General features: G+C 45.2%; 16 protein-coding genes. 11 read left to right on the top strand and 5 right to left on the bottom strand.

Features of this window, described 5'->3' with window-relative positions; genetic code table 11:
- The first annotated feature begins 21 nt into the window (after positions 1-21).
- The 3 genes from trpS (at position 22) to AACQ75_RS13825 (ending at position 4,880) form a co-directional block, all read left to right on the top strand.
- Positions 22-1,038 (top strand): tryptophan--tRNA ligase, encoded by a 1,017-nt coding sequence (gene trpS / locus AACQ75_RS13835; RefSeq protein ID WP_013855895.1) that lies wholly within the window; start codon positions 22-24, stop codon positions 1,036-1,038.
- Positions 1,039-1,193: 155 nt separating this feature from the next.
- Positions 1,194-1,958, top strand: coding sequence for a substrate-binding periplasmic protein (locus AACQ75_RS13830; RefSeq protein ID WP_088718007.1), 765 nt, complete (start codon positions 1,194-1,196; stop codon positions 1,956-1,958).
- A gap of 306 nt (positions 1,959-2,264) precedes the next feature.
- Positions 2,265-4,880: an ExeM/NucH family extracellular endonuclease gene (locus AACQ75_RS13825; protein ID WP_170888845.1), complete on the top strand. Its 2,616-nt coding sequence runs from the start codon at positions 2,265-2,267 to the stop codon at positions 4,878-4,880.
- Between the two features lie 45 nt (positions 4,881-4,925).
- Here the strand turns inward: AACQ75_RS13825 and AACQ75_RS13820 are convergent, their stop codons facing one another.
- On the bottom strand, positions 4,926-5,816 hold the full coding sequence (locus AACQ75_RS13820; protein ID WP_170888844.1) for a LysR family transcriptional regulator: 891 nt from the start codon (positions 5,814-5,816) through the stop codon (positions 4,926-4,928).
- A gap of 335 nt (positions 5,817-6,151) precedes the next feature.
- Here AACQ75_RS13820 and AACQ75_RS13815 point away from each other — a divergent pair, with 335 nt between their 5' ends.
- The 8 genes from AACQ75_RS13815 to AACQ75_RS13780 all read left to right on the top strand — a co-directional run bounded on the left by AACQ75_RS13815 (position 6,152) and on the right by AACQ75_RS13780 (position 16,157).
- Entirely contained in the window at positions 6,152-6,988 is an 837-nt protein-coding gene (locus AACQ75_RS13815; RefSeq protein WP_064625957.1) for a TauD/TfdA dioxygenase family protein, read from the top strand.
- Positions 6,985-8,421 (top strand): FAD-binding protein, encoded by a 1,437-nt coding sequence (locus AACQ75_RS13810; RefSeq protein ID WP_170888843.1) that lies wholly within the window; start codon positions 6,985-6,987, stop codon positions 8,419-8,421. The genes AACQ75_RS13815 and AACQ75_RS13810 overlap by 4 nt, the downstream gene beginning before the upstream one ends.
- Before the next feature lie 76 nt (positions 8,422-8,497).
- Complete coding sequence (locus AACQ75_RS13805) at positions 8,498-10,240, top strand: L-tyrosine/L-tryptophan isonitrile synthase family protein (protein WP_170888842.1); 1,743 nt, start codon at positions 8,498-8,500, stop codon at positions 10,238-10,240.
- Between the two features lie 310 nt (positions 10,241-10,550).
- Positions 10,551-11,129: an aminodeoxychorismate/anthranilate synthase component II gene (locus AACQ75_RS13800; protein WP_010318736.1), complete on the top strand. Its 579-nt coding sequence runs from the start codon at positions 10,551-10,553 to the stop codon at positions 11,127-11,129.
- A gap of 378 nt (positions 11,130-11,507) precedes the next feature.
- Positions 11,508-12,719: an aspartate aminotransferase family protein gene (locus AACQ75_RS13795; RefSeq protein ID WP_026027324.1), complete on the top strand. Its 1,212-nt coding sequence runs from the start codon at positions 11,508-11,510 to the stop codon at positions 12,717-12,719.
- A gap of 66 nt (positions 12,720-12,785) precedes the next feature.
- On the top strand, positions 12,786-13,805 hold the full coding sequence (astA, locus tag AACQ75_RS13790; protein ID WP_170888841.1) for an arginine N-succinyltransferase: 1,020 nt from the start codon (positions 12,786-12,788) through the stop codon (positions 13,803-13,805).
- 31 nt (positions 13,806-13,836) lie between these two features.
- On the top strand, positions 13,837-15,294 hold the full coding sequence (gene astD, locus AACQ75_RS13785; protein ID WP_017049202.1) for a succinylglutamate-semialdehyde dehydrogenase: 1,458 nt from the start codon (positions 13,837-13,839) through the stop codon (positions 15,292-15,294).
- A gap of 68 nt (positions 15,295-15,362) precedes the next feature.
- Positions 15,363-16,157, top strand: a complete 795-nt coding sequence (locus AACQ75_RS13780; protein ID WP_170888840.1) for a DUF1338 domain-containing protein — start codon at positions 15,363-15,365, stop codon at positions 16,155-16,157.
- 104 nt (positions 16,158-16,261) lie between these two features.
- Here the strand turns inward: AACQ75_RS13780 and crp are convergent, their stop codons facing one another.
- The 4 genes from crp to AACQ75_RS13760 form a co-directional block, all read right to left on the bottom strand.
- Entirely contained in the window at positions 16,262-16,894 is a 633-nt protein-coding gene (gene crp, locus AACQ75_RS13775; protein ID WP_010318741.1) for a cAMP-activated global transcriptional regulator CRP, read from the bottom strand.
- A gap of 241 nt (positions 16,895-17,135) precedes the next feature.
- Complete coding sequence (locus AACQ75_RS13770) at positions 17,136-18,005, bottom strand: phosphoribulokinase (protein WP_010318742.1); 870 nt, start codon at positions 18,003-18,005, stop codon at positions 17,136-17,138.
- An 82-nt stretch (positions 18,006-18,087) separates the two neighbouring features.
- Positions 18,088-18,294: a YheU family protein gene (locus tag AACQ75_RS13765; RefSeq protein WP_010318743.1), complete on the bottom strand. Its 207-nt coding sequence runs from the start codon at positions 18,292-18,294 to the stop codon at positions 18,088-18,090.
- Between the two features lie 59 nt (positions 18,295-18,353).
- Positions 18,354-19,361 (bottom strand): hydrolase, encoded by a 1,008-nt coding sequence (locus tag AACQ75_RS13760; RefSeq protein ID WP_170888839.1) that lies wholly within the window; start codon positions 19,359-19,361, stop codon positions 18,354-18,356.
- Positions 19,362-19,371 lie beyond the last annotated feature (10 nt).

The raw sequence follows: 19,371 nt of genomic DNA, 5'->3' as shown, positions 1-19,371 counted from the left end.
AGTAGCAAGGAAATCATCCCTATGAGCAAACCCATTGTATTGAGTGGTGTTCAACCGTCAGGTGAACTAAGTATCGGTAACTATTTGGGTGCTCTACGTCAATGGCAACAGATGCAAGATGACTATGATTGTCAATACTGCGTGGTTGACCTGCATGCGATCACGGTTCGTCAAGATCCGAAAGCACTGCATGAAGCCACGTTAGATGCATTGTCAATCTGTCTTGCAGTTGGTGTTGACCCTAAAAAGAGCACGCTATTTGTTCAGTCACACGTACCAGAGCATGCTCAATTGGGTTGGCTTCTCAACTGCTACACGCAGATGGGTGAATTGAGCCGCATGACTCAGTTCAAAGACAAATCAGCACGTTATGCGAACGATGTGAATGCGGGCTTATTCGGTTATCCTGTGTTGATGGCGGCCGATATTCTACTTTATGGCGCGCACCAAGTACCCGTGGGCAGTGACCAAAAGCAGCACTTAGAACTTGCGCGAGATATCGCGACTCGTTTTAACAATATCTATAGTCCTGAAAAGCCGATCTTCACCATTCCTGAGCCTTACATTCCGCAAGTGAACGCGCGAGTAATGAGCCTGCAAGATGCGACGAAGAAGATGTCTAAGTCAGATGATAACCGTAAGAACGTCATCACTTTGCTGGAAGATCCAAAGTCGATTATCAAGAAGGTTAATAAGGCTCAGACAGATACTGAAACGCCACCACGCATCGCTTTTGATACCGAAAATAAAGCGGGTATCTCCAACTTGATGAGTTTGTACTCTGCAGCGACAGGCAAAAGCTTTGCTGAGATCGAAGCGCAATATCAAGGTGTTGAGATGTACGGTCCTTTCAAGAAAGATGTTGGCGAAGCGCTGGTTGCCATGCTGGAGCCTGTACAAGCTGAATACGCGCGCATTCGAGAAGATCGCGCGTATCTTGATTCAGTAATGAAAGCGGGTGCAGAAAAAGCCTCGGCCCGCGCTGCGATCACTTTGAAAAAAGCATTTAAAGCGGTAGGGTTTGTCGAGCGTCCTTAGTTTTTCCTGCGACAATCTAACTCTTTTCGCATTAAATAAAGCTAGGTTTTCCTAGCTTTATTTTTTACTTCTGCTTAATAAAATTTGATCTTTCTCTTTGTATTGTAGGCTTAGGTCTACACTTTAAATCATAACCATGATGATGAGTTTTGAACATGAGACGACTGCTGTTATTAGGATTGATGTTCATCTGTAGTGCCGCCGCCGCAGAGCCAGTTCGTATTTGTGTTGGTGATGTGAATGTTTGGCCCCCGTTCACTTATTGGCAGGGGAGCTCGTATCAAGAAAAAGCCGATTCCTTGACTGGCTCAGCCACAACGCTGGTGTTGGACGCATTAAAATCTCACAACATCGATTACCAGTTTTATTTTATGCCTTGGGCGCGAGTCCAACATGAACTGACGCAAGAGCGCGGTCGCTGCGATCTGACATGGGATGCAAGTTATCGCGCAGAAAGGGCTGAGTACAGCTATTTTTCGGTCCCGCTTTATACGATCCAACTCGGTTATTTTACGCTGCCAGACAACCATGAAGATTTAAAAGACCCATCCGTTGATGGCGTATTATGCGGAGTTAATGGCTTTAATTATGAGAATTTTGCACTGTCTAGAGAACCCTCTCTCTATTTAAATTCCGTACAGCAAGCGCTGAATATGCTGCAAAAAGAGCGGTGTGATTGGTTTGTGAGTGAAATTGAACCCATTTATGGTGGAATTCAGTTGGGTCTATATAAAATTGATCGGCCAATCGTTCATCATTTTCTCGCTAGAAACAAGCCGTACCACGTGCAAGTTCGCCGTAGCTTAGAAAATTCGATGCCGCTGTTAAATCAGCTTAATGACTATTTTCTCGATGCGCAGCAAACTGGTCGCGCGCAGGCGGTCTTTGATCGTTACCTCTCTTTTAGCCAGCCACAATAATCGAACTAAGGTGTTTGTCGTGTACGGAGCACCTTGTTTGCTTTTCTTTTTAGAAAAATAAGACTTTTCACCTTACTGCAATACCACTGTCGAAAACCCCCTTTACCTTCTTTGTTGAAAGTTTGCGCTTAGTTCAAGTATTTGCTCTAGCTATGCGATGTTGATCTCGATATGAATGGTGAATGTTTTTATCTTTCATTTAAAAACACAACACTGTACGCGCAAATGGAACCAATCCCCTTTATAAACGTGATTTACAACACCTTGCTTACCACTTCGGTTACAGAGCAGGGAAAGAGGTGAACAATGGAATCGACACGAATTAAACCCTTTGGCCGAACATTACTCGCTGCGGCGATAAGCTCCACATTGGCTGTATCAGCTCAAGCTGAGATTATTATTTCTCAGTATGTAGAAGGCAGCAGCTTCAATAAGGCCATCGAAATTGCTAACACTAGCAATGCATCCGTCAGTTTAGACAATTTCATTTTAGCGAAATCAAGCAATGGCGGTGGGAACTGGGATACACAGTTGCCCCTGACTGGGCGAGTAATTGCCGCGAACGATGTGTTAGTGATTTCTCATGTCAGCGCCAATAGTGCTATCCAAGCGGTGAGTGATGAAAATGATGGCTCGGTGATTAATTTTAACGGTGATGATCCGGTGGCACTGCTAAACAGTGATGGTAGCGTACATGATGTGTTGGGAGTGATGGGCGGCATTAACTGGGGCAAGGATACCACTTTAGTGCGTAATAGCGATAGCCTCACGCCCTCAGCGGCTTATCAAGCTGCGCAGTGGAGCGCGTTAGGCAAGGATAATATTGAAGGGTTAGGCGCACTCGATGCCGTTGAGCCACCGGCTGAATTTACCTGTACTCAAGAGGGATCTGAGCCCGCCTTTACCTCTATTCAAGCGATCCAAGGTGAAGGGCAAACCTCTCCTTTTATTAGTGGCTACCCTTACATCACCGACCAAGAATATTTTGTCAAAGGTGTCGTGAGTGCCATTACCACAGGGTTGACTAAAGGTTTTTATCTGCAAGCGTTGGAAGATGATTACAACTTAAATACCTCTGAAGGTTTGTTTGTTTTTACCGATCAATCAAGTTCAAGTTTAAAACCGGGGGATGTGGTTTGTGTGAAAGGTAAAGTACAGGAGTATTACAACCTCACACAGCTTAAAGTCGAAAACAACCAATGGCTAAAACAAGGTGAGCAAGAGGCTCCACAAGCGACCGCGATAGAGATTTTGCCCACCGATGAGAACTTTGAGCACACATTAGAGCGTTATGAAGGCATGTTGGTAAAAACCACACCAGAGCTGGATATGCGTGTGACGCGCACCTTTGGTTATGACTATGCTTCTCGTCGCAATAACATGGTGTTAGCGCAAGGTCGTATTAACATGCAGCCGAACCAGCTATTCGCTGCGGGCTCTGAGCAAGCCAAACAGCAGAGCATCGAAAACGCGCAGCGCCGCTTGTTTATTGAATCAGATGCGAAAGCCGCCGATGGCCAAATTCCGTACTACCCAGAGTTTGGTCGCAGTGATATTGATCAAAATGGTTCAACGGAAGATTACATCCGCATTGATGACAGCATCATAGGTTTAGAAGGTGTGCTCTCATACGGTTACAACGAATATCGTTTGATTGTGACCAATTCGCTCAATCAAGAGAATTTCGTGCGCAATGATCCTCGCAGCGAGAAACCGGATATCGATGAAGGCGATCTGCGCATTGCCACATTCAACGTGCTTAACTATTTCAACTCGCCGTTTGGCGGTGATGCAAATCAGCATGGTGATAATCGTGGTGCTAATAACCTTGCAGAATTTGAATTGCAGCAAGCGAAGATCGTTAATGCGATTGTACGTTTGGATGCCGATATTGTCGGTTTGATGGAAATTGAGAATAACGGTTTCGGTGAAGGTTCGGCGATTGCGCAATTGGTCAATCAGATCAACAGCCAGATCTCGGATAAGAAAAAGCATTACCGTTTTGTCGCGATTGATTCTAATCATGATGGTAAAGCCGATGCGCAGGACTCGCTCGGTACGGATGTGATCACCACTGGGGTGATTTATCGTGAAAAAGTGGTGAAGTTGACAGAAAATCGTGTAATTCCAATGCCAAGCCAACAAGCACCTGAAGTGTTGGATGACAAAGGCAAAGTGATTGAAGATGGTAAAAATTACCAGCGTGACACGCTTGCACCGACCTTCAAAGTTAAAGGTGGCAATGAGAAAATTACCGTCGCGGTTAACCATCTAAAATCCAAAGGCTCGGCATGTTGGGAAGATGCTGCACCAGTTGAGCAAGGTGGGCAAGGCGGTAAAGATCTTGATTTTCAAGGTGCATGTGAACAATTCCGTGTCGCAGCTGCAGTTGCTTTAGGTGAAGCGTTACAAAAAATAAAAGGGCATAAAGTCATTTTGGGTGATATGAACTCTTACGGTATGGAAGACCCGATGCTCGTATTGACGGACTACAGCCCAGAGAAGTATGGCAAAACCATTCGTGCGGCACGTAACACTTACATTGCAGGTACTCCTCAGTTTGGTGATGATGGCGCGTTGATTACTCACAATTATGGGTACCTTAACGCCGTGGCGATAAAACACCCAGAGAGCTGGAGTTACTCATTTAATGATGAAGTTGGCGCACTGGATCATTTGCTGGTCAGCAAAAGTTTGAAAGGCAAAGTGGTGGATGCGACCGACTGGCACATCAACGGTGGTGAATCGACACTGTTTGATTACAACAGTGAATTCAAAGGTGATTTGCCCAAATATCAAGATCATTTCCGCGCATCTGATCATGATCCTGCCGTGTTAGAACTGAACATCTATGGCGGTTCATTCGGCCTAGGAGCACTCTTCTCATTACTCGGCTTTGGTATGTGGCGACGTCGTCGTTAAGGCTTAAAGTGCGCCCCGTTAACTGACGGGGCGTTTTTGTTTTGCTCAAGCTCGGATTTTTTCAATTAAATAATCAATAAATAGCCTTACTCGTGGCGCAAGGTGGTGACGGCTCGGGTAAAGAATGTTCATGGTGTTATCTGATAGATAATAATCTGGAAAAAGCCTGACGAGGTTAGGATCATTGATTTCGTCAGCAAGAAAATTGGCAATCAAGCCGATCCCCATGCCTTGTTGTACCATTGACATCGCACCAAGCGGCGCATTGCAGATATGTTTAGGGCGGGTTTTAATGTTGCATCTCACTCCCTTTGGATTGATTAGCGTGACTTTATCTTGAGGAAGATTCAATAAAGTTAACGCAACCCATGGGTGCTGCTCTAAATCTCGTAGTTTCCTTAATAAAGGTGCACTAGCTAAGTATTTTTTACTGGCGTATATCCCCATTTTAAAAGGCATTAATTCGCGGCCAACCATTGAGCAAGATGTCAGTTCACCCATTCTGATCAGCACATCTAATTGTGTGGCTACTGGATCTTGTAAACCATCTTCGAGTTGAATATCAAACAGCACATTGGGGTAACTCTCAGAAAATGTTGAAATCAGCGGACTTAAAATATAGCTGCCGACATCAATGGTTGTACCGATCCTAATCACGCCTGCCACATCGGTAGACAAATGCTGGACGGCCCGTAGCGCGCCTTCTGCCAGCGGTAAGAGGCCATTGGTATGTTGATAAAATGCGTGCCCTTCAGTCGTTAGGCTAACTTTACGGGTAGAGCGATGCAGTAAACGTACGTTAAGATGTGATTCTAGCAAGCTAACTTGCTCGCTCACTTTCGATTTTGCTATGCCTAACGATTCACCAGCCGAGGTAAACGAACCGTATTCAACCACTTTATTAAAAATGGCAATACGTTTTAACTCACTCAACATAATTGTTCCCTTATTGGTAACCTTTCGTTCTTGTTTTGTTATCTAGTCAACCTTTGTCATTCATCAAATAATGACAGCTCTAATTAGAGAGATATAAACCATTTTGGTTTCCTTTAAATACGGGTAAATAATAAATTTCTTCTGAATGATGGCACTATTGAGATATCTATTCCTAAATAAACTGGGATTAATAATTAAATTAGCAATGTCAATCTTATAAATATCAATATTGTGTAAATATTTTTAATATTATCCAGCCGAATTTTCGAAAATGATGGATGCAATGTTGTTTTATTTCTAACGTTTTATTAAAAATTAATTTAAAGGAACGGGTGATGAATTATCAGGTCACGAAGCTCCACCCTTTTGGAGTAAAAATAGAAGCAAATGGATTAAAAATTCCCATTAGCGAAGTACCAATAGCACTACTGCGTAAACTATTTATTGAGCATCAGTTGGTATTGATACGTGGATTTAAAGCCTTTGAACAGGCCGAGCAATTTGCGGAATATTGCGAGCAATGGGGAGAGATCAGTATTTGGCCATTTGGCAAAGTGTTAGATTTAATTCAAAAAGATCAGCCAAAGGACCATATTTTTGATAGTAGCTATATGCCGCTGCATTGGGATGGCATGTTTCGTCCTCAAGTGCCTGAATATCAGATATTTCAATGTGTTCAAGCGCCATTGCCAGCACAAGGCGGCCGGACGACCTTCACTCATACAACCAAGGCGCTACAGAACGCAACCGAACAGCAGCGCTCATTGTGGCGAAAAGTCACGGGGCACTATCAGCGAGAGATGGAGTTCTATTGCAGTCACACTATTTCCCCCATTATTGCTCAACATCCCTATCTCTCACACGAGGTCATTCGTTACGCCGAACCACATTTCGCTGAACGTGGCGATCTGCTAAACCCACCAAATGTGACCTTTAGTGGTATTGATAGTGAGCAAATAGCTGAGTTCCACCGTAGCTTACGTGACGCACTGTATGACCCTCGTCATTTTTATGCTCACGAGTGGCAAAATGATGATGTGGTCATTACGGATAACTTTAACTTACTGCATGGTCGAGAAAGCTTTTTATCACATACCCCACGTCATATCCGTCGAGTTCAGGTGCTAAGCGATCCACCGTTTGATAACCCAAGTTTGGAGTCTTACCGATGAGTGATTACCACACTGATATTATGATCGTTGGAGCCGGCCCTGTCGGGCTTATGTGCCACTATTTAGCGCAGCGCTGCGGTCTGAACTCACAAATTATTGATAAATCTAATGGGCCACTGGTGGTCGGACGGGCCGATGCGCTTAATGCTCGAACTCTGCAGTTACTTGATATCGTTGACTTATTTGAGCCACTTTACGTGCAAGGCAAACCCTGTAATACCAGTTCGGTATGGGCTGATGGTCAATTTTTGTCACGCCAGTCTCATTGGTGGACAGCGCTGCAAGGCTGCTTCTATCCTCACTTTCTGATGTTGGGGCAAGCACATATTGAAAAAGCGCTAGATAGTGCAGTCAAAGCGCAGAACGCGGCCGTGCGCCGTGGTTTATCTGTGGTCGATATCACTGTTGATGAGCAAGGCTGCGTGACGGAACTGAGCAGTGGCGAGCGAGTTCGTTCACGTTACGTGATTGGTGCAGACGGTGGGCGCTCTTTTGTACGTCAGCATTTTTCGATTCCATTTGAAATCGAGAGACCAGAGATTATCTGGGCGGTGATTGATGGTGTTATTGAGTCAGATTTTCCGAAAGTGCCAGAAATCATCGTATTTCAGGCTGAGACGTCAGATGTCGCCTGGATTCCACGTGAAGGTGATTTGGATCGTTTTTATATCCGTATGGACACCGAAGAGTTTACTCAGCAAGAGGTTATTGCGCGCATTAACCGAGCAATGTCGCCGCATTCACTGACGTTTAAGCAGGTTGAGTGGTTTTCTTATTTCTCGGTTAAGGAGTCTGTTGCAGAACGGTATGACCACCAGCAACGGCTATTTCTGGCAGGGGATGCCTGCCATATACATTCGGTCAATGGCGGCCAAGGGCTCAATACCGGAGTTGCTGACGCGTTCAATTTGATCTGGAAGCTCAATATGGTGTTGCGTGGTCAGGCATCACCTACGCTGCTAGACAGTTATCAGGCTGAGCGCCAACCAGTGGCTCGCAGCGTGATTGAAAGCTCTGGTGCATTGGTGCGTGCAACTAAATATTCTGCACGAGGAACCCATGCGGAGGACTATGTACAAATCGTTGAACAGCGAGCTGGTAACATCACAGGTATGGGCATTGGGTATGGCAATGGTGGCTTAAACGGTTCTCGAGTGTATGACTTTGAGATGCATAGCGATCAGCAGAGTTGCCGTTTTTACCAATGGCTAGATTACCGCTCCTTTACGCTTCTGTTAACTGGCGATGCGGACTTACCACCAGAAATTCCTCCGTTTGTGCGTTGCCTTCATCTGTACGATCAGGCGAAGCCTGGGCAGTATTGGAGTGAGAGTTCATTCTACCAGGGGCAGGCTTTACTGATCCGCCCTGATGGTTATATTGCGGCTTTCGCGTCGCTTGCGCACGCGGCTGAACTGTTAGCTGGCCTATAAACTTTTTAACCGAGAGTGAAGGCCGAGGGTTTTGCATCATTCTGTCAATGGTCTTCGCCTTTAATAAGGAAACACTATGCTTGATCATCAACAGCAGCAATGTGTGGATAATATTGCTTTTATTTTATTAGACCAATTATTAGCACAAACAGACGCCACTTTTAGTGGGTATCAGAAGTTAAAAAAACAGATAGCTCAGTGTGTCATTGAAAACAAAGTCATTACATTATTACTACCCGCTTTTCCATGTAAAACGAATAACCTAGATAAGGTATTAGGTTATAAGCCTGACTTGGGTGAATACCGAGTTTTACAAAAATTTGTTAATGCCATTCGTGATATTCAATCTGTATATTCTCCAGGAGTGATGTTTTACATTTTTTCTGATTATCATACATTTTCTGATTATATTAATGTCGATTTAGAACATCACTACACTTATTCTGATGAATTACGGAATATGGTGGAAAATATGAACTCCAGTGATTGTCTCAAAATTATCAACTTTGAGCACTTCTCTGCGTTTGATGACTTAAATGAATATCAATATTTCAATGGATTAAAGCAGCGCTTTGGTGATGCTGAATATGAGCGTGATTTTGCACGTCTTAAACAGCATGATAATGCAATGCACCATACCTATCTGGGCTTGAAAAAATTCATGCATCAGGATCAGAAATATGCGCTTGCTCCGCTGAGTTATAAGAAACGACGTGAGCGCCTAGCCCTTATGGCTAAGGGAATGATGGTGCAAGGACGTGCACTCGATAATTTCCTCAATACTCATTTGAGCCACGCTATCCGTCTCAGCATTCATGAACACCCAATGCAAGGCAAAAAATATTCGCTGTTTCTTTTTGATGAGCGATCGTTTAAGACACCTTGGCATACTTGTGTCTTATTTGATGCTTGCCACGGAGAATTTATTATTGATACGCAGGCCAATCACAAACAACGTGAAGGCGTGATTATTCCCGTAATGCATCAAGGAACGCTGTGGTGTTTACTGCGTTTCAATATCGAAGACGCTAACGAGGCACAGTTGATACGAGAGGTGAAAGCCACTCTACAAACAGAGCAGTTTGGCCTGACGTTAGAGTCACACCATGGATGCTCACTGACCGCGCTACCGCAGGCTCAAGTGAGCCAATTAGTAAAAGCGTTCTCTGCTGTCTGTTTAAAAGGCTTTAACCCGTTGCCTCAAGCTTCATTTTGGTCTTCGTGGTTTGCCGGAAATCATGCTCTGCTTCCGGAAGAATATGTTCGGAGTAGTACATTAGCAGAGCCCAGTTGGTACGGACTCAAAACACCGTCAACGAGCATAGCGCGTCGCTATTCTTATACTGACATGACTCCTGATGAATGGGCGATTTACTGTTCATCTGCTCCGCTGAAGGTTAACTTACTGGATGCCTCACTGGCTGCGTTGTGTCTTAATGGTCAAGCAAGTGGTTGGCTGAAAAATACCATTGTGCAGTACAATGATACGGCTGCTTATCCTGTGATTATGTCGGGGGATTGGGGAATGAATTTACGCTGGAGCCCATCATTGGCGAAGCATATATCGTCGTCGACTGAAATTGACAATATCAATCAAGTAGCCAATGTTTTAACTCCTATTCTTGAACGTTCACAAGTACAGCATGTGTTTGATTTACAACTTGGCGATATATTACTGGTGAATAACCACACCGTACTTCGTTATGGCGTGTTATCCGAAACAGAATTAGCGGTGCGTCAGCCTTATTCGGTAAATTCCCCTTGGCAGCCTCATAACAAACAACCAAGTAGTGAGCATTTACAAGAAAGCCCAGCTTAAATAAACGACATTTTTAGGAAATAAGCATGAAGAGCCAAGTAAGCGGATTACTTGGCTTTATTTTTATCGATCATTAACTATGGGATAGATTTATTTTATCGTTGTTTCCGCTCTCTTATTCGACCATACGATGAGAAGTGTTACTTTCAAATGAGAGCAAGTAAAATAATGATCACAACCGAACTGGTTACATAATGAACGAATGTGCAAATAGTGTATTTAGTACAGAATCGATAACTTCTTGCCTTTCCAAACCAGTATTGCACAATAGCGCCTCTCGCTGACTTTTACCCTGAGCGTTTTAATTCACATGCTACTTATCATCGATAACTACGATTCCTTTACCTACAACTTGTACCAATACTTCTGTGAGCTGGGAGTTCAAGTGACGGTGGTGCGTAATGATGAAATCGATATCGCTGGCATTGAAGCGCTCAGCCCAACGCATCTGGTTATTTCCCCTGGGCCTTGCACGCCGAATGAGGCGGGAATTTCACTGGCCGCGATTGAACATTTTGCGGGTAAACTACCTATCTTAGGAGTCTGCCTTGGGCATCAAGCCATTGCGCAAGTGTTTGGCGGGCAAGTGGTGCGAGCCAAAAAGGTGATGCATGGTAAAACCTCACCGATCCAACACACCAACCGTGGTCTCTTTTTAGGGCTCAATAACCCGTTAACCGTTACTCGCTACCACTCGTTGGTGGTCAAAGCCGATTCTCTTGCGGACTGTTTTGAGCTCACCGCTTGGACTCAACAGGCCGATGGTTCGATGGACGAAATCATGGGTTACCAACATAAAACACTGCCAATTGATGCCGTGCAGTTTCATCCTGAATCAATTAAAACAGAACAGGGTCATCAACTGCTCGCAAATTTTTTGCGCCGTTGAACCATTCTCAACCGGACTGCGATCACCTTTCTTAACATTTTCTTCATCATTTCTGCTGTTTTTTATCTTTGCAATATTATGCACCATACATCCTGTTGGAATGAGGGATGGCTTGTTGCCTCAAGGCCTTGTTGTGCTTATTCATATTATTTATAAAAAAGTGCTTCATAAAAGAGGTGACTTAATGCATAAATAATCATAAGTAGTGACGATTGTCGGTGGTTCTGCCGATCTAAAAGAATAAATCACTATTGAAATGGTTAATAATTTGTAAATACAATGCTGCATTAGCTAAAAAGCGAAACAATATCTTCCACTCAAGCGTTTAATAGGAAGATCGCAATCTGCTTGGCATGCGGTATCAAGAGGGAATGTGTAATGACAGTGGAAAATAGTGTAGATCGCAGTCTGTTTGATGAGGTGATGGTCCCTTGTTATAACCCGATGGAAATGATTCCAGTTAAAGGGCAGGGCTCTCGAGTGTGGGATCAACAAGGTCATGAATACATCGACTTTGCTGGCGGTATTGCAGTGAGTTGTTTGGGCCATTGCCATCCGGCGATGGTTGATGCGATCACCAAGCAAGCCAATAAGTTGTGGCATCTCAGTAACGTGATGACTAATGAGCCTGCTTTGCGCTTGGCGAAAAAATTAACGCAAGTCAGTTTTGCTGAAAAGGTGTTTTTTGCTAACTCCGGCGCGGAAGCTAATGAAGCGGCGCTCAAACTGGCGCGTCGCTGGGCCGCTGATGTCCATGGTGAACAAAAGTCAGAAATCATCGCCTTTAACCAAGGCTTCCACGGCCGTACTTTCTTTACAGTGACGGTCGGGGGGCAAGCGACTTATTCCGATGGATTTGGTCCTAAACCTGCGGATGTTACCCACCTACCGTATAACGATATTGAAGCGTTGCAAGCACACATCTCTGATCGCACTTGTGCGGTAATGATGGAACCCTTGCAAGGCGAGGGTGGCATTGTGTCGCCTTCGGCTGAGTTTGTCCAAGCCGTGCGTGAATTGTGCAATAAGCACAACGCCCTGTTGATCTTTGATGAAGTGCAAACCGGTAATGGCCGCACTGGTGAGTTCTATGCTTATCAAGGATTGGGCGTCACGCCGGATATTTTAAGTACCGCGAAATCACTCGGTGGCGGCTTCCCTATTGGCGCTATGCTCACCACAAACGAATTAGCCGCGCATTTTAAAGTGGGCACTCACGGTTCGACTTATGGTGGTAACCCACTGGCTTGCGCGGTAGCGGAAGCGGTGGTGAATGTGGTTAGCCAGCCAGAAACCTTGGCTGGCGTGAAGGAGCGTGAAGCGCTCTTTCGTGAAGGATTGGCTAACATTAATGAGAAGTACCACATTTTTAGTGAAATCCGTGGTAAAGGTCTACTGCTTGGCGCGGCATTGAATGAGCAGTGGCAAGGTCGCGCTCGCGATATCCTACAAGCCGCGGGCAAGCAAGGTTTACTGGTGTTGGTTGCGGGTATGAACGTGGTTCGTATGACGCCTTCATTAGTGATCACCAAACAAGAAATAGAAGAAGGCTTAGCAAGATTAGATAAAGCTATTGCATCACTCATGTAGTGAAAAAGCCTAGCAGCCCAAGGTAGGATGCCTTGGGCCACTTCAAGCATCTGGAGGGAAGTATTGATGCTAGTTGTTCGCCCTATCGCAATGTCGGACTACGATGCGCTACACACATGCGCTATTGAATCCGGTCACGGGTTTACATCACTACCCGTGAATGAAAAGCTCTTAACCAACCGTATTACTCATTCTGAATACAGCTTCGCTAAACCCGACGTCTCAGAGCCAGGAGATGAAGGTTACCTGATGGTCGGTTTTGATTCTGAAACCGGTGAGGTAGCAGGGACGACTGGCGTTGAAGCATCGATTGGCCATGACGTGCCGTTCTATTCTTATCACATCAGCACGATCGTGCATTCGTCGCCTAAGCTGAAGGTTAACAATACCGTCAAGTTGCTTACTTTTGGTAATAACTACACTGGATGCAGTGAAATTTGTACGCTTTTTTTACGCCCAGATTTTCGTCAAGGGTTGAATGGGCGTTTGATGTCTAAATGCCGTTTTCTGATGATGGCGGAACACCCACATCGTTTTTCTAAAACCATCTTTGCTGAAATGCGTGGTGTGTCTGATGCCGAAGGCAACTCGCCCTTTTGGCAATGGCTGCAAGAGCATTTTTTCTCGATTGATTTCACTATGGCTGATTATTTAACCGGCATTGGTAAAAAAGGGTTTATTGCTGATCTGATGCCCAAACTGCCGATTTACGTCAACTTATTGAGTAAAGAGGCACAGGCGGTGATTGGTCAAGTGCATGACAATACCCGTCCAGCGTTAACGCTACTCGAGCGCGAAGGATTCACCAGCCGTAACTATGTAGACATTTTTGATGCAGGTCCAACGGTTGAGTGCGATTTGCGCAATATCGAATCCGTACGTCACTCGGTGCGAGCTAAAGTGGAAGTGGCCGAGCATTCAAGCTCGCAAGATTATCTTATCTGCAATAGCTCGTTTGAAAACTTTCGTGCTACTGCTGCAAAAGGTGCTTATAACCGCGAAACGGAAACGGTGATCATCTCACCTAAAGTGGCGCAAGCTCTATTGGTTGATAGTGGTGATTTTGTTCGAATTTTGGCGCAGTAAAATAGGTATATTGGAAGGTAAGGATTAACAGATGACTCAGTGGATTGCAGGTGAATGGTTAGCTGGACAAGGCGAGGCAATGCTTTCGCTTAGTCCCTATAACAATGAGACGATTTGGCAGGGCGATAGCGCCACACCCGCGCAAGTAGAAGCTGCGGTAACGGCGGCAAGAGTCGCATTTATAGAGTGGAAAAAACGTCCTTTTGTTGAGCGTGAGCAATATGTCTTAGCCTTCGCTGAAAAAGTGAAACAGCGCAGTGAAGAGCTTGCGCAGATCATCGCCAAAGAGACAGGAAAGCCACTTTGGGAAACGCGTACTGAAGCGGCGGCGGTGGCGGGTAAAATCGCTATATCCATTCGAGCTTATCATGATCGCACTGGTGAAAACACACGCGAAGCAGCGGGTAATCAACTGGTATTACGTCATCGTCCATTGGGCGTTCTTGCGGTTTTTGGTCCGTATAATTTCCCTGCCCACCTGCCGAATGGTCATATTGTGCCTGCACTTTTAGCGGGTAATACGGTTGTGTTTAAACCTTCAGAGCAGACTCCGTGGACTGGTGAGTTTGTGATGAAGTTGTGGCAAGAAGCAGGCCTACCTGCGGGTGTACTTAACCTAGTGCAGGGCGCGAAGGAAACGGGTATTGCGCTTGCTCAGGCCAAAGGCATTGATGGCCTTCTCTTTACTGGCAGCGCCAATACAGGTCATTTACTCCATCGCCAGTTTGCTGGGCAGCCGGGGAAAATGCTGGCTTTAGAAATGGGCGGCAACAACCCAATGGTTATCTCTAAGCAGTATGGCGAGCTTGATGCGGCAGTGTATACCATTATTCAATCCGCATTTTTAAGTGCAGGCCAGCGGTGTACCTGTGCGCGGCGTCTTTATGTTCCAGAGGGAAATGAAGGCGATCGATTGCTTGAAAAACTGGTCAGTGCCACTCAAAAATTGCGTATTGATCACCCCTTTGCTGAGCCAGCACCTTTTATGGGGCCACAAATATCACAAGCGGCGGCGCAGTTCATTCTTGCTGCTCAGGACAATTTACGCGCCTTGGGTGGCGTCAGCTTGCTGGCCGCGACAGCTTTGCAGGCGGCGTTTGTCACTCCGGGCATTATTGATGTCACCGCAGTTAGCCAATTGCCTGATGAAGAGTATTTCGGACCATTGTTACAAGTCGTACGTTACCAAAGCTTAGAGCAAGCGGTACAACTGGCTAATGAAACTCGCTTTGGTTTATCGGCAGGCTTAGTGTCGACCAATGATGCCGAATGGGACTACTTTGTCGATCATATCCGCGCTGGCATTGTAAATCGTAATCGACAATTAACCGGAGCCAGTGGTGATGCACCGTTTGGTGGGCCGGGAGCGTCGGGAAATTTAAGACCAAGCGCCTATTACGCGGCCGATTACTGCGCATACCCAATGGCATCAATGGAAGGCCGTTCGACAGAACTGCCTGCCACGCTCAGCCCTGGGGTTGAGCTATAGCAGTAAACTTTATCTAAAACCCCATGCCTACTAGCATGGTTTAAACCGAGCACAGACAAGGAGGCGTTATGACGCCAACCGTTTTATTTCAATCATTGTGGAATGACTACATTCAGCGCCTTTGCCCTTCTGCCGACAAAGTCCATTACTTGCTTCAAGAAGAGGAAGCGTTGATTAATGACCATATTGCGTTGCGAACCTTCAATGTTGCGCCATTAGGTATTGAAACGCTGGCTAAGCCTTTTCTTGCCTTAGGCTACGTTGCCTGTGGTGATTATGTGTTTGAAAGTAAGAAGCTGGTAGCGAAGCACTATGAACACCCTGATCCGACTCAGCCTAAAGTATTCATAAGCGAGCTGAAAGTGGAAGAGTGCTCACCTGCACTCCAAGCCATTGTGGAGAAGCTGGTACATCAAGTCGATAGCAATAAATTAAACAGCAGTGACTTTTTATATGGCGGTCGTCTATGGCAACTAAGCTACAGCGATTATTTGCAGCTTGCCAACGAAAGTGAATACGCCGCTTGGTTGGCGGCGCATGGCTATGGCGCAAACCATTTCACTGTTAGTGTTAATCAACTGCAGGCGTTTAATGAAGTGAAAGCGGTCAATGATCACTTACGCCAAGCGGGTTTTACCATCAATGAAAATGGTGGAGAAGTGAAAGGTACACCTGATGTGCTGCTTGAGCAGTCGTCGACCATGGCCGATAAAGTACCGGTGCAATTTACGGAAGGGGTGGAGGTGATTCCCGGTGGATTCTATGAATTTGCCAAACGCTATCCAATGGTCAACGGTGAACTCTATAGCGGTTTTGTGGCGGCCTCTGCAGATAAGATATTTGAAAGCACTGACATGCAATAGCCTCTCATCTTTTTTACTTTCGTATCGAAATATCACCAAAGAAAAAGCCACCTGAGTTCCCCAAGGTGGCTTTATGCATTCAATTTCAATCATTTTGATTGAGATTAACGAGTTCCGTACACCACGATAGTTTTACCGTGGGCAGAAATTAAATTCTGCTCTTCGAGCATCTTCAAAATACGTCCCACAGTTTCACGAGAACAGCCTACAATTTGGCCGATCTCTTGACGGGTGATTTTGATTTGCATGCCATCTGGGTGCGTCATTGCATCAGGTTGTTTCGCTAGGTTGAGTAGCGTTTGTGCAATACGACCCGTCACGTCTAGGAAGGCTAAATCACCCACTTTTTGACTGGTGACTTGTAGACGTCGAGAAATTTGTGCAGACAGACGCATTAAGATGTCTGGGTTCACTTGGATAAGCTGACGGAATTTCTTAAATGAAATTTCCGCAACTTCACAAGGAGATTTTGCACGAACCCAAGCAGTACGCTCTTGGTCTTCTTCGAATAGACCAAGTTCACCGATAAAGTCACCTTGGTTTAGGTAAGAGAGGATCATCTCTTTACCTTCTTCGTCTTTAATCAATACCGCTACCGAGCCTTTGACGATGTAGTACAGCGTCTCTGCTTTTTCGCCCGCATGAATCAACGTGCTTTTCGATGGGTATTTATGAATATGACAGTGTGAAAGAAACCACTCTAGTGTTGGATCGGTTTGAGGTTTACCTAGAACCATAATATCTCACTTCCTCTGCAGGGTACGCTTGCCGCTTTCCATATTGTAGCTAAGCCTAAAATAAGCTTACTAGGATAAGAGCACTTTCCAAATGCTGCAAGCTAACTTGTGTTTCGGTTAAGGATAGTATCCTTTTTCAGAAACGATTTCTTGATTTTAATCGTGTCAGTGGCATGATTTTTTACGCAAAACTGTGCACATGATCACGGTATGAAAAGTAACCGTCAACTTGTCCGATCACTTAGCCAATTTTACCTGTTTCAATCAATTGCTGCAGGATCGGTCTGACGATCAATTCCATCGCAAAACTCATCTTGCCACCCGGCACCACAATGGTGTTGTGGCGCGACATAAAAGAGCCATCAATCATGGCGAGTAGATAGGGGAAATCAACATTCTTTATACCGCGCAGGCGGATCACGACGAAGCTTTCATCTAAACTAGGGATGCCCTTGGCGTTAAGTGGGTTTGAAGTATCAACCGTCGGTACCCGTTGGAAGTTGATGTGAGTTCGTGAGAATTGGGGGGTGATGTAATTGAGGTAATCATCCATCGAACGGACGATGGAATCCATCACCGCTTCACGTGAATGGCCTCGATCACGAGTATCACGCACGTACTTTTGTATCCACTCAAGGTTAACGATTGGCACCATGCCTATCAAAAAATCGACATGCTGCGCGACGTTTACATCGCCATCGACTACACCGCCATGCAGACCTTCGTAAAACATCACATCCGAGTTTTCTGGTAAATCTTGCCAAGGTGTAAAGGTGCCGGGCATTTGATTGTAGGGCACAGCTTCGTCAAAAGAGTGTAGATAACGACGAACTTGGCCTGTGCCTAATTTCCCATATTGGCGGAAAAATTCTTCCAATGCAGGAAAATCATTGGCTTGTGGACCAAAGTAACTGATGTGCTTCCCTTGTTCGCGCGCTTTACGAATTTCCACATCCATTTCTGGCCGTGTAAAGCGATGGAAGCTATCCCCTTCAACCCATGCTGGTTTAATGTTCATCATATTGAACATTTTGCGAAAGGCTTCTGAGGTCGTAGTTGTACCGGCACCGGACGAGCCGGTGACAGCGATAATTGGATGTTTTGCTGACATGACAAACCCTGTCTGTATGTAACGTACTTGTTATCGATGGCTGCAATATAGCACGAAAAGAGTAGATTGTTTTGAGCTGAAATTATTTACGCAATTGAATATCCACACTTTCATGCAACTCAGAATAGACGATGATCGCCTCCCCTGTTGCGAGCTGTTTCTTTATTTGCTCGATTTTTTGCTGCAATGGTACTTCCTGCTCTCCGTAATCAGTACCTTCGCGTAATACAAACGTTTCAATCAAATTATCCAGTGTTTCAGGCGCAATGTGCTGCCAAGGAATAAGCATGACGACCTCTTAAACTGTCATGGAGAAAAGGGTATCGATTTAAAGCGATATGTGATTAATCATGCGTTGCATTGATGGTCAATAGGGTTGCCGTGACGCAGGTTTTCGTAATAGGTTGGAAGTGCTTCTTCGAGCCAAAATTTAGGCTTAAGCGCGCTACCGCTGAGAAAACCGACATGGCCACCTTGGGTAAATAAGCGGTAATGGATGTTCTCTGGTAAGGAAAATTTGGGGATCACGGCATCCGTCATAAAGGGATCATCTTGCGCTTGAATGATTTGTAGCGGCACGCGAATTTGTGTCAGCTTTGAAAGGCCTGAGCACTGCTGGTAGTAATCCTGCGCATCTTGAAAACCATGCAAAGGCGCGGTGATGAGATCGTCAAATTCGTAAAGTTTTTTGATGTGTTTAATTTGATGGTTAGAAATACCTAACTCATTATGTAAAAGATGCTGTTTCTTTAGTGCATTTTTTTTCAATGATGTCAGTAAGTAAGCGCGATAAACCTTTGAAAATCCCTGTTCAATGCGTGTGGAACACGCTGACAGATCGAGCGGAGCGGAGACAACGGTTGCCGCGCTAACGATCGGGTCGTGATTATATTGCGCTAAGTAATTAACCAACATATTGCCGCCAAGAGAAATACCCACCGCCACGATAGGTCTATTCGGGCATTGCTTGCGTATGTATTCGAGCACAAAGCGTGCATCTTCAACTTCACCAGAATGGTAAGCACGTGCCAGATGGTTCGGTTTGCCGCTACAGCCGCGAAAATGCATCATGACTGATAACCACCCCTGCTGTGCGAAGGCGTACATTAAGCCATTGGCATACGGGCTATGAAAACTGCCTTCTAAGCCATGAAACAAGATAAATAGGGGTTTATTTTGTACTCGCTCTGAGCGCCAATCATCACTCCAAGCAAGGTCTAAAAAATCACCATCAGGTGTAAACAGCGTTTGCCACAGCGGCTCAAAACGTGCGCGTTTGCGCAACAAACGAGGAAGCAGAGTCTGAAGGTGTGGATTTGTTAGTCCAGTAGCAGCGATAAATGGAGTCATAACCATAGCGTATTAT

The organism is Vibrio sp. B1-2 (genome assembly GCF_963888445.1).
Lineage (GTDB): Bacteria > Pseudomonadota > Gammaproteobacteria > Enterobacterales > Vibrionaceae > Vibrio > Vibrio anguillarum.
The sequence above is the reverse complement of the archived record's forward strand: the minus strand, read 5'-3'. Positions and strand labels throughout refer to the sequence as shown.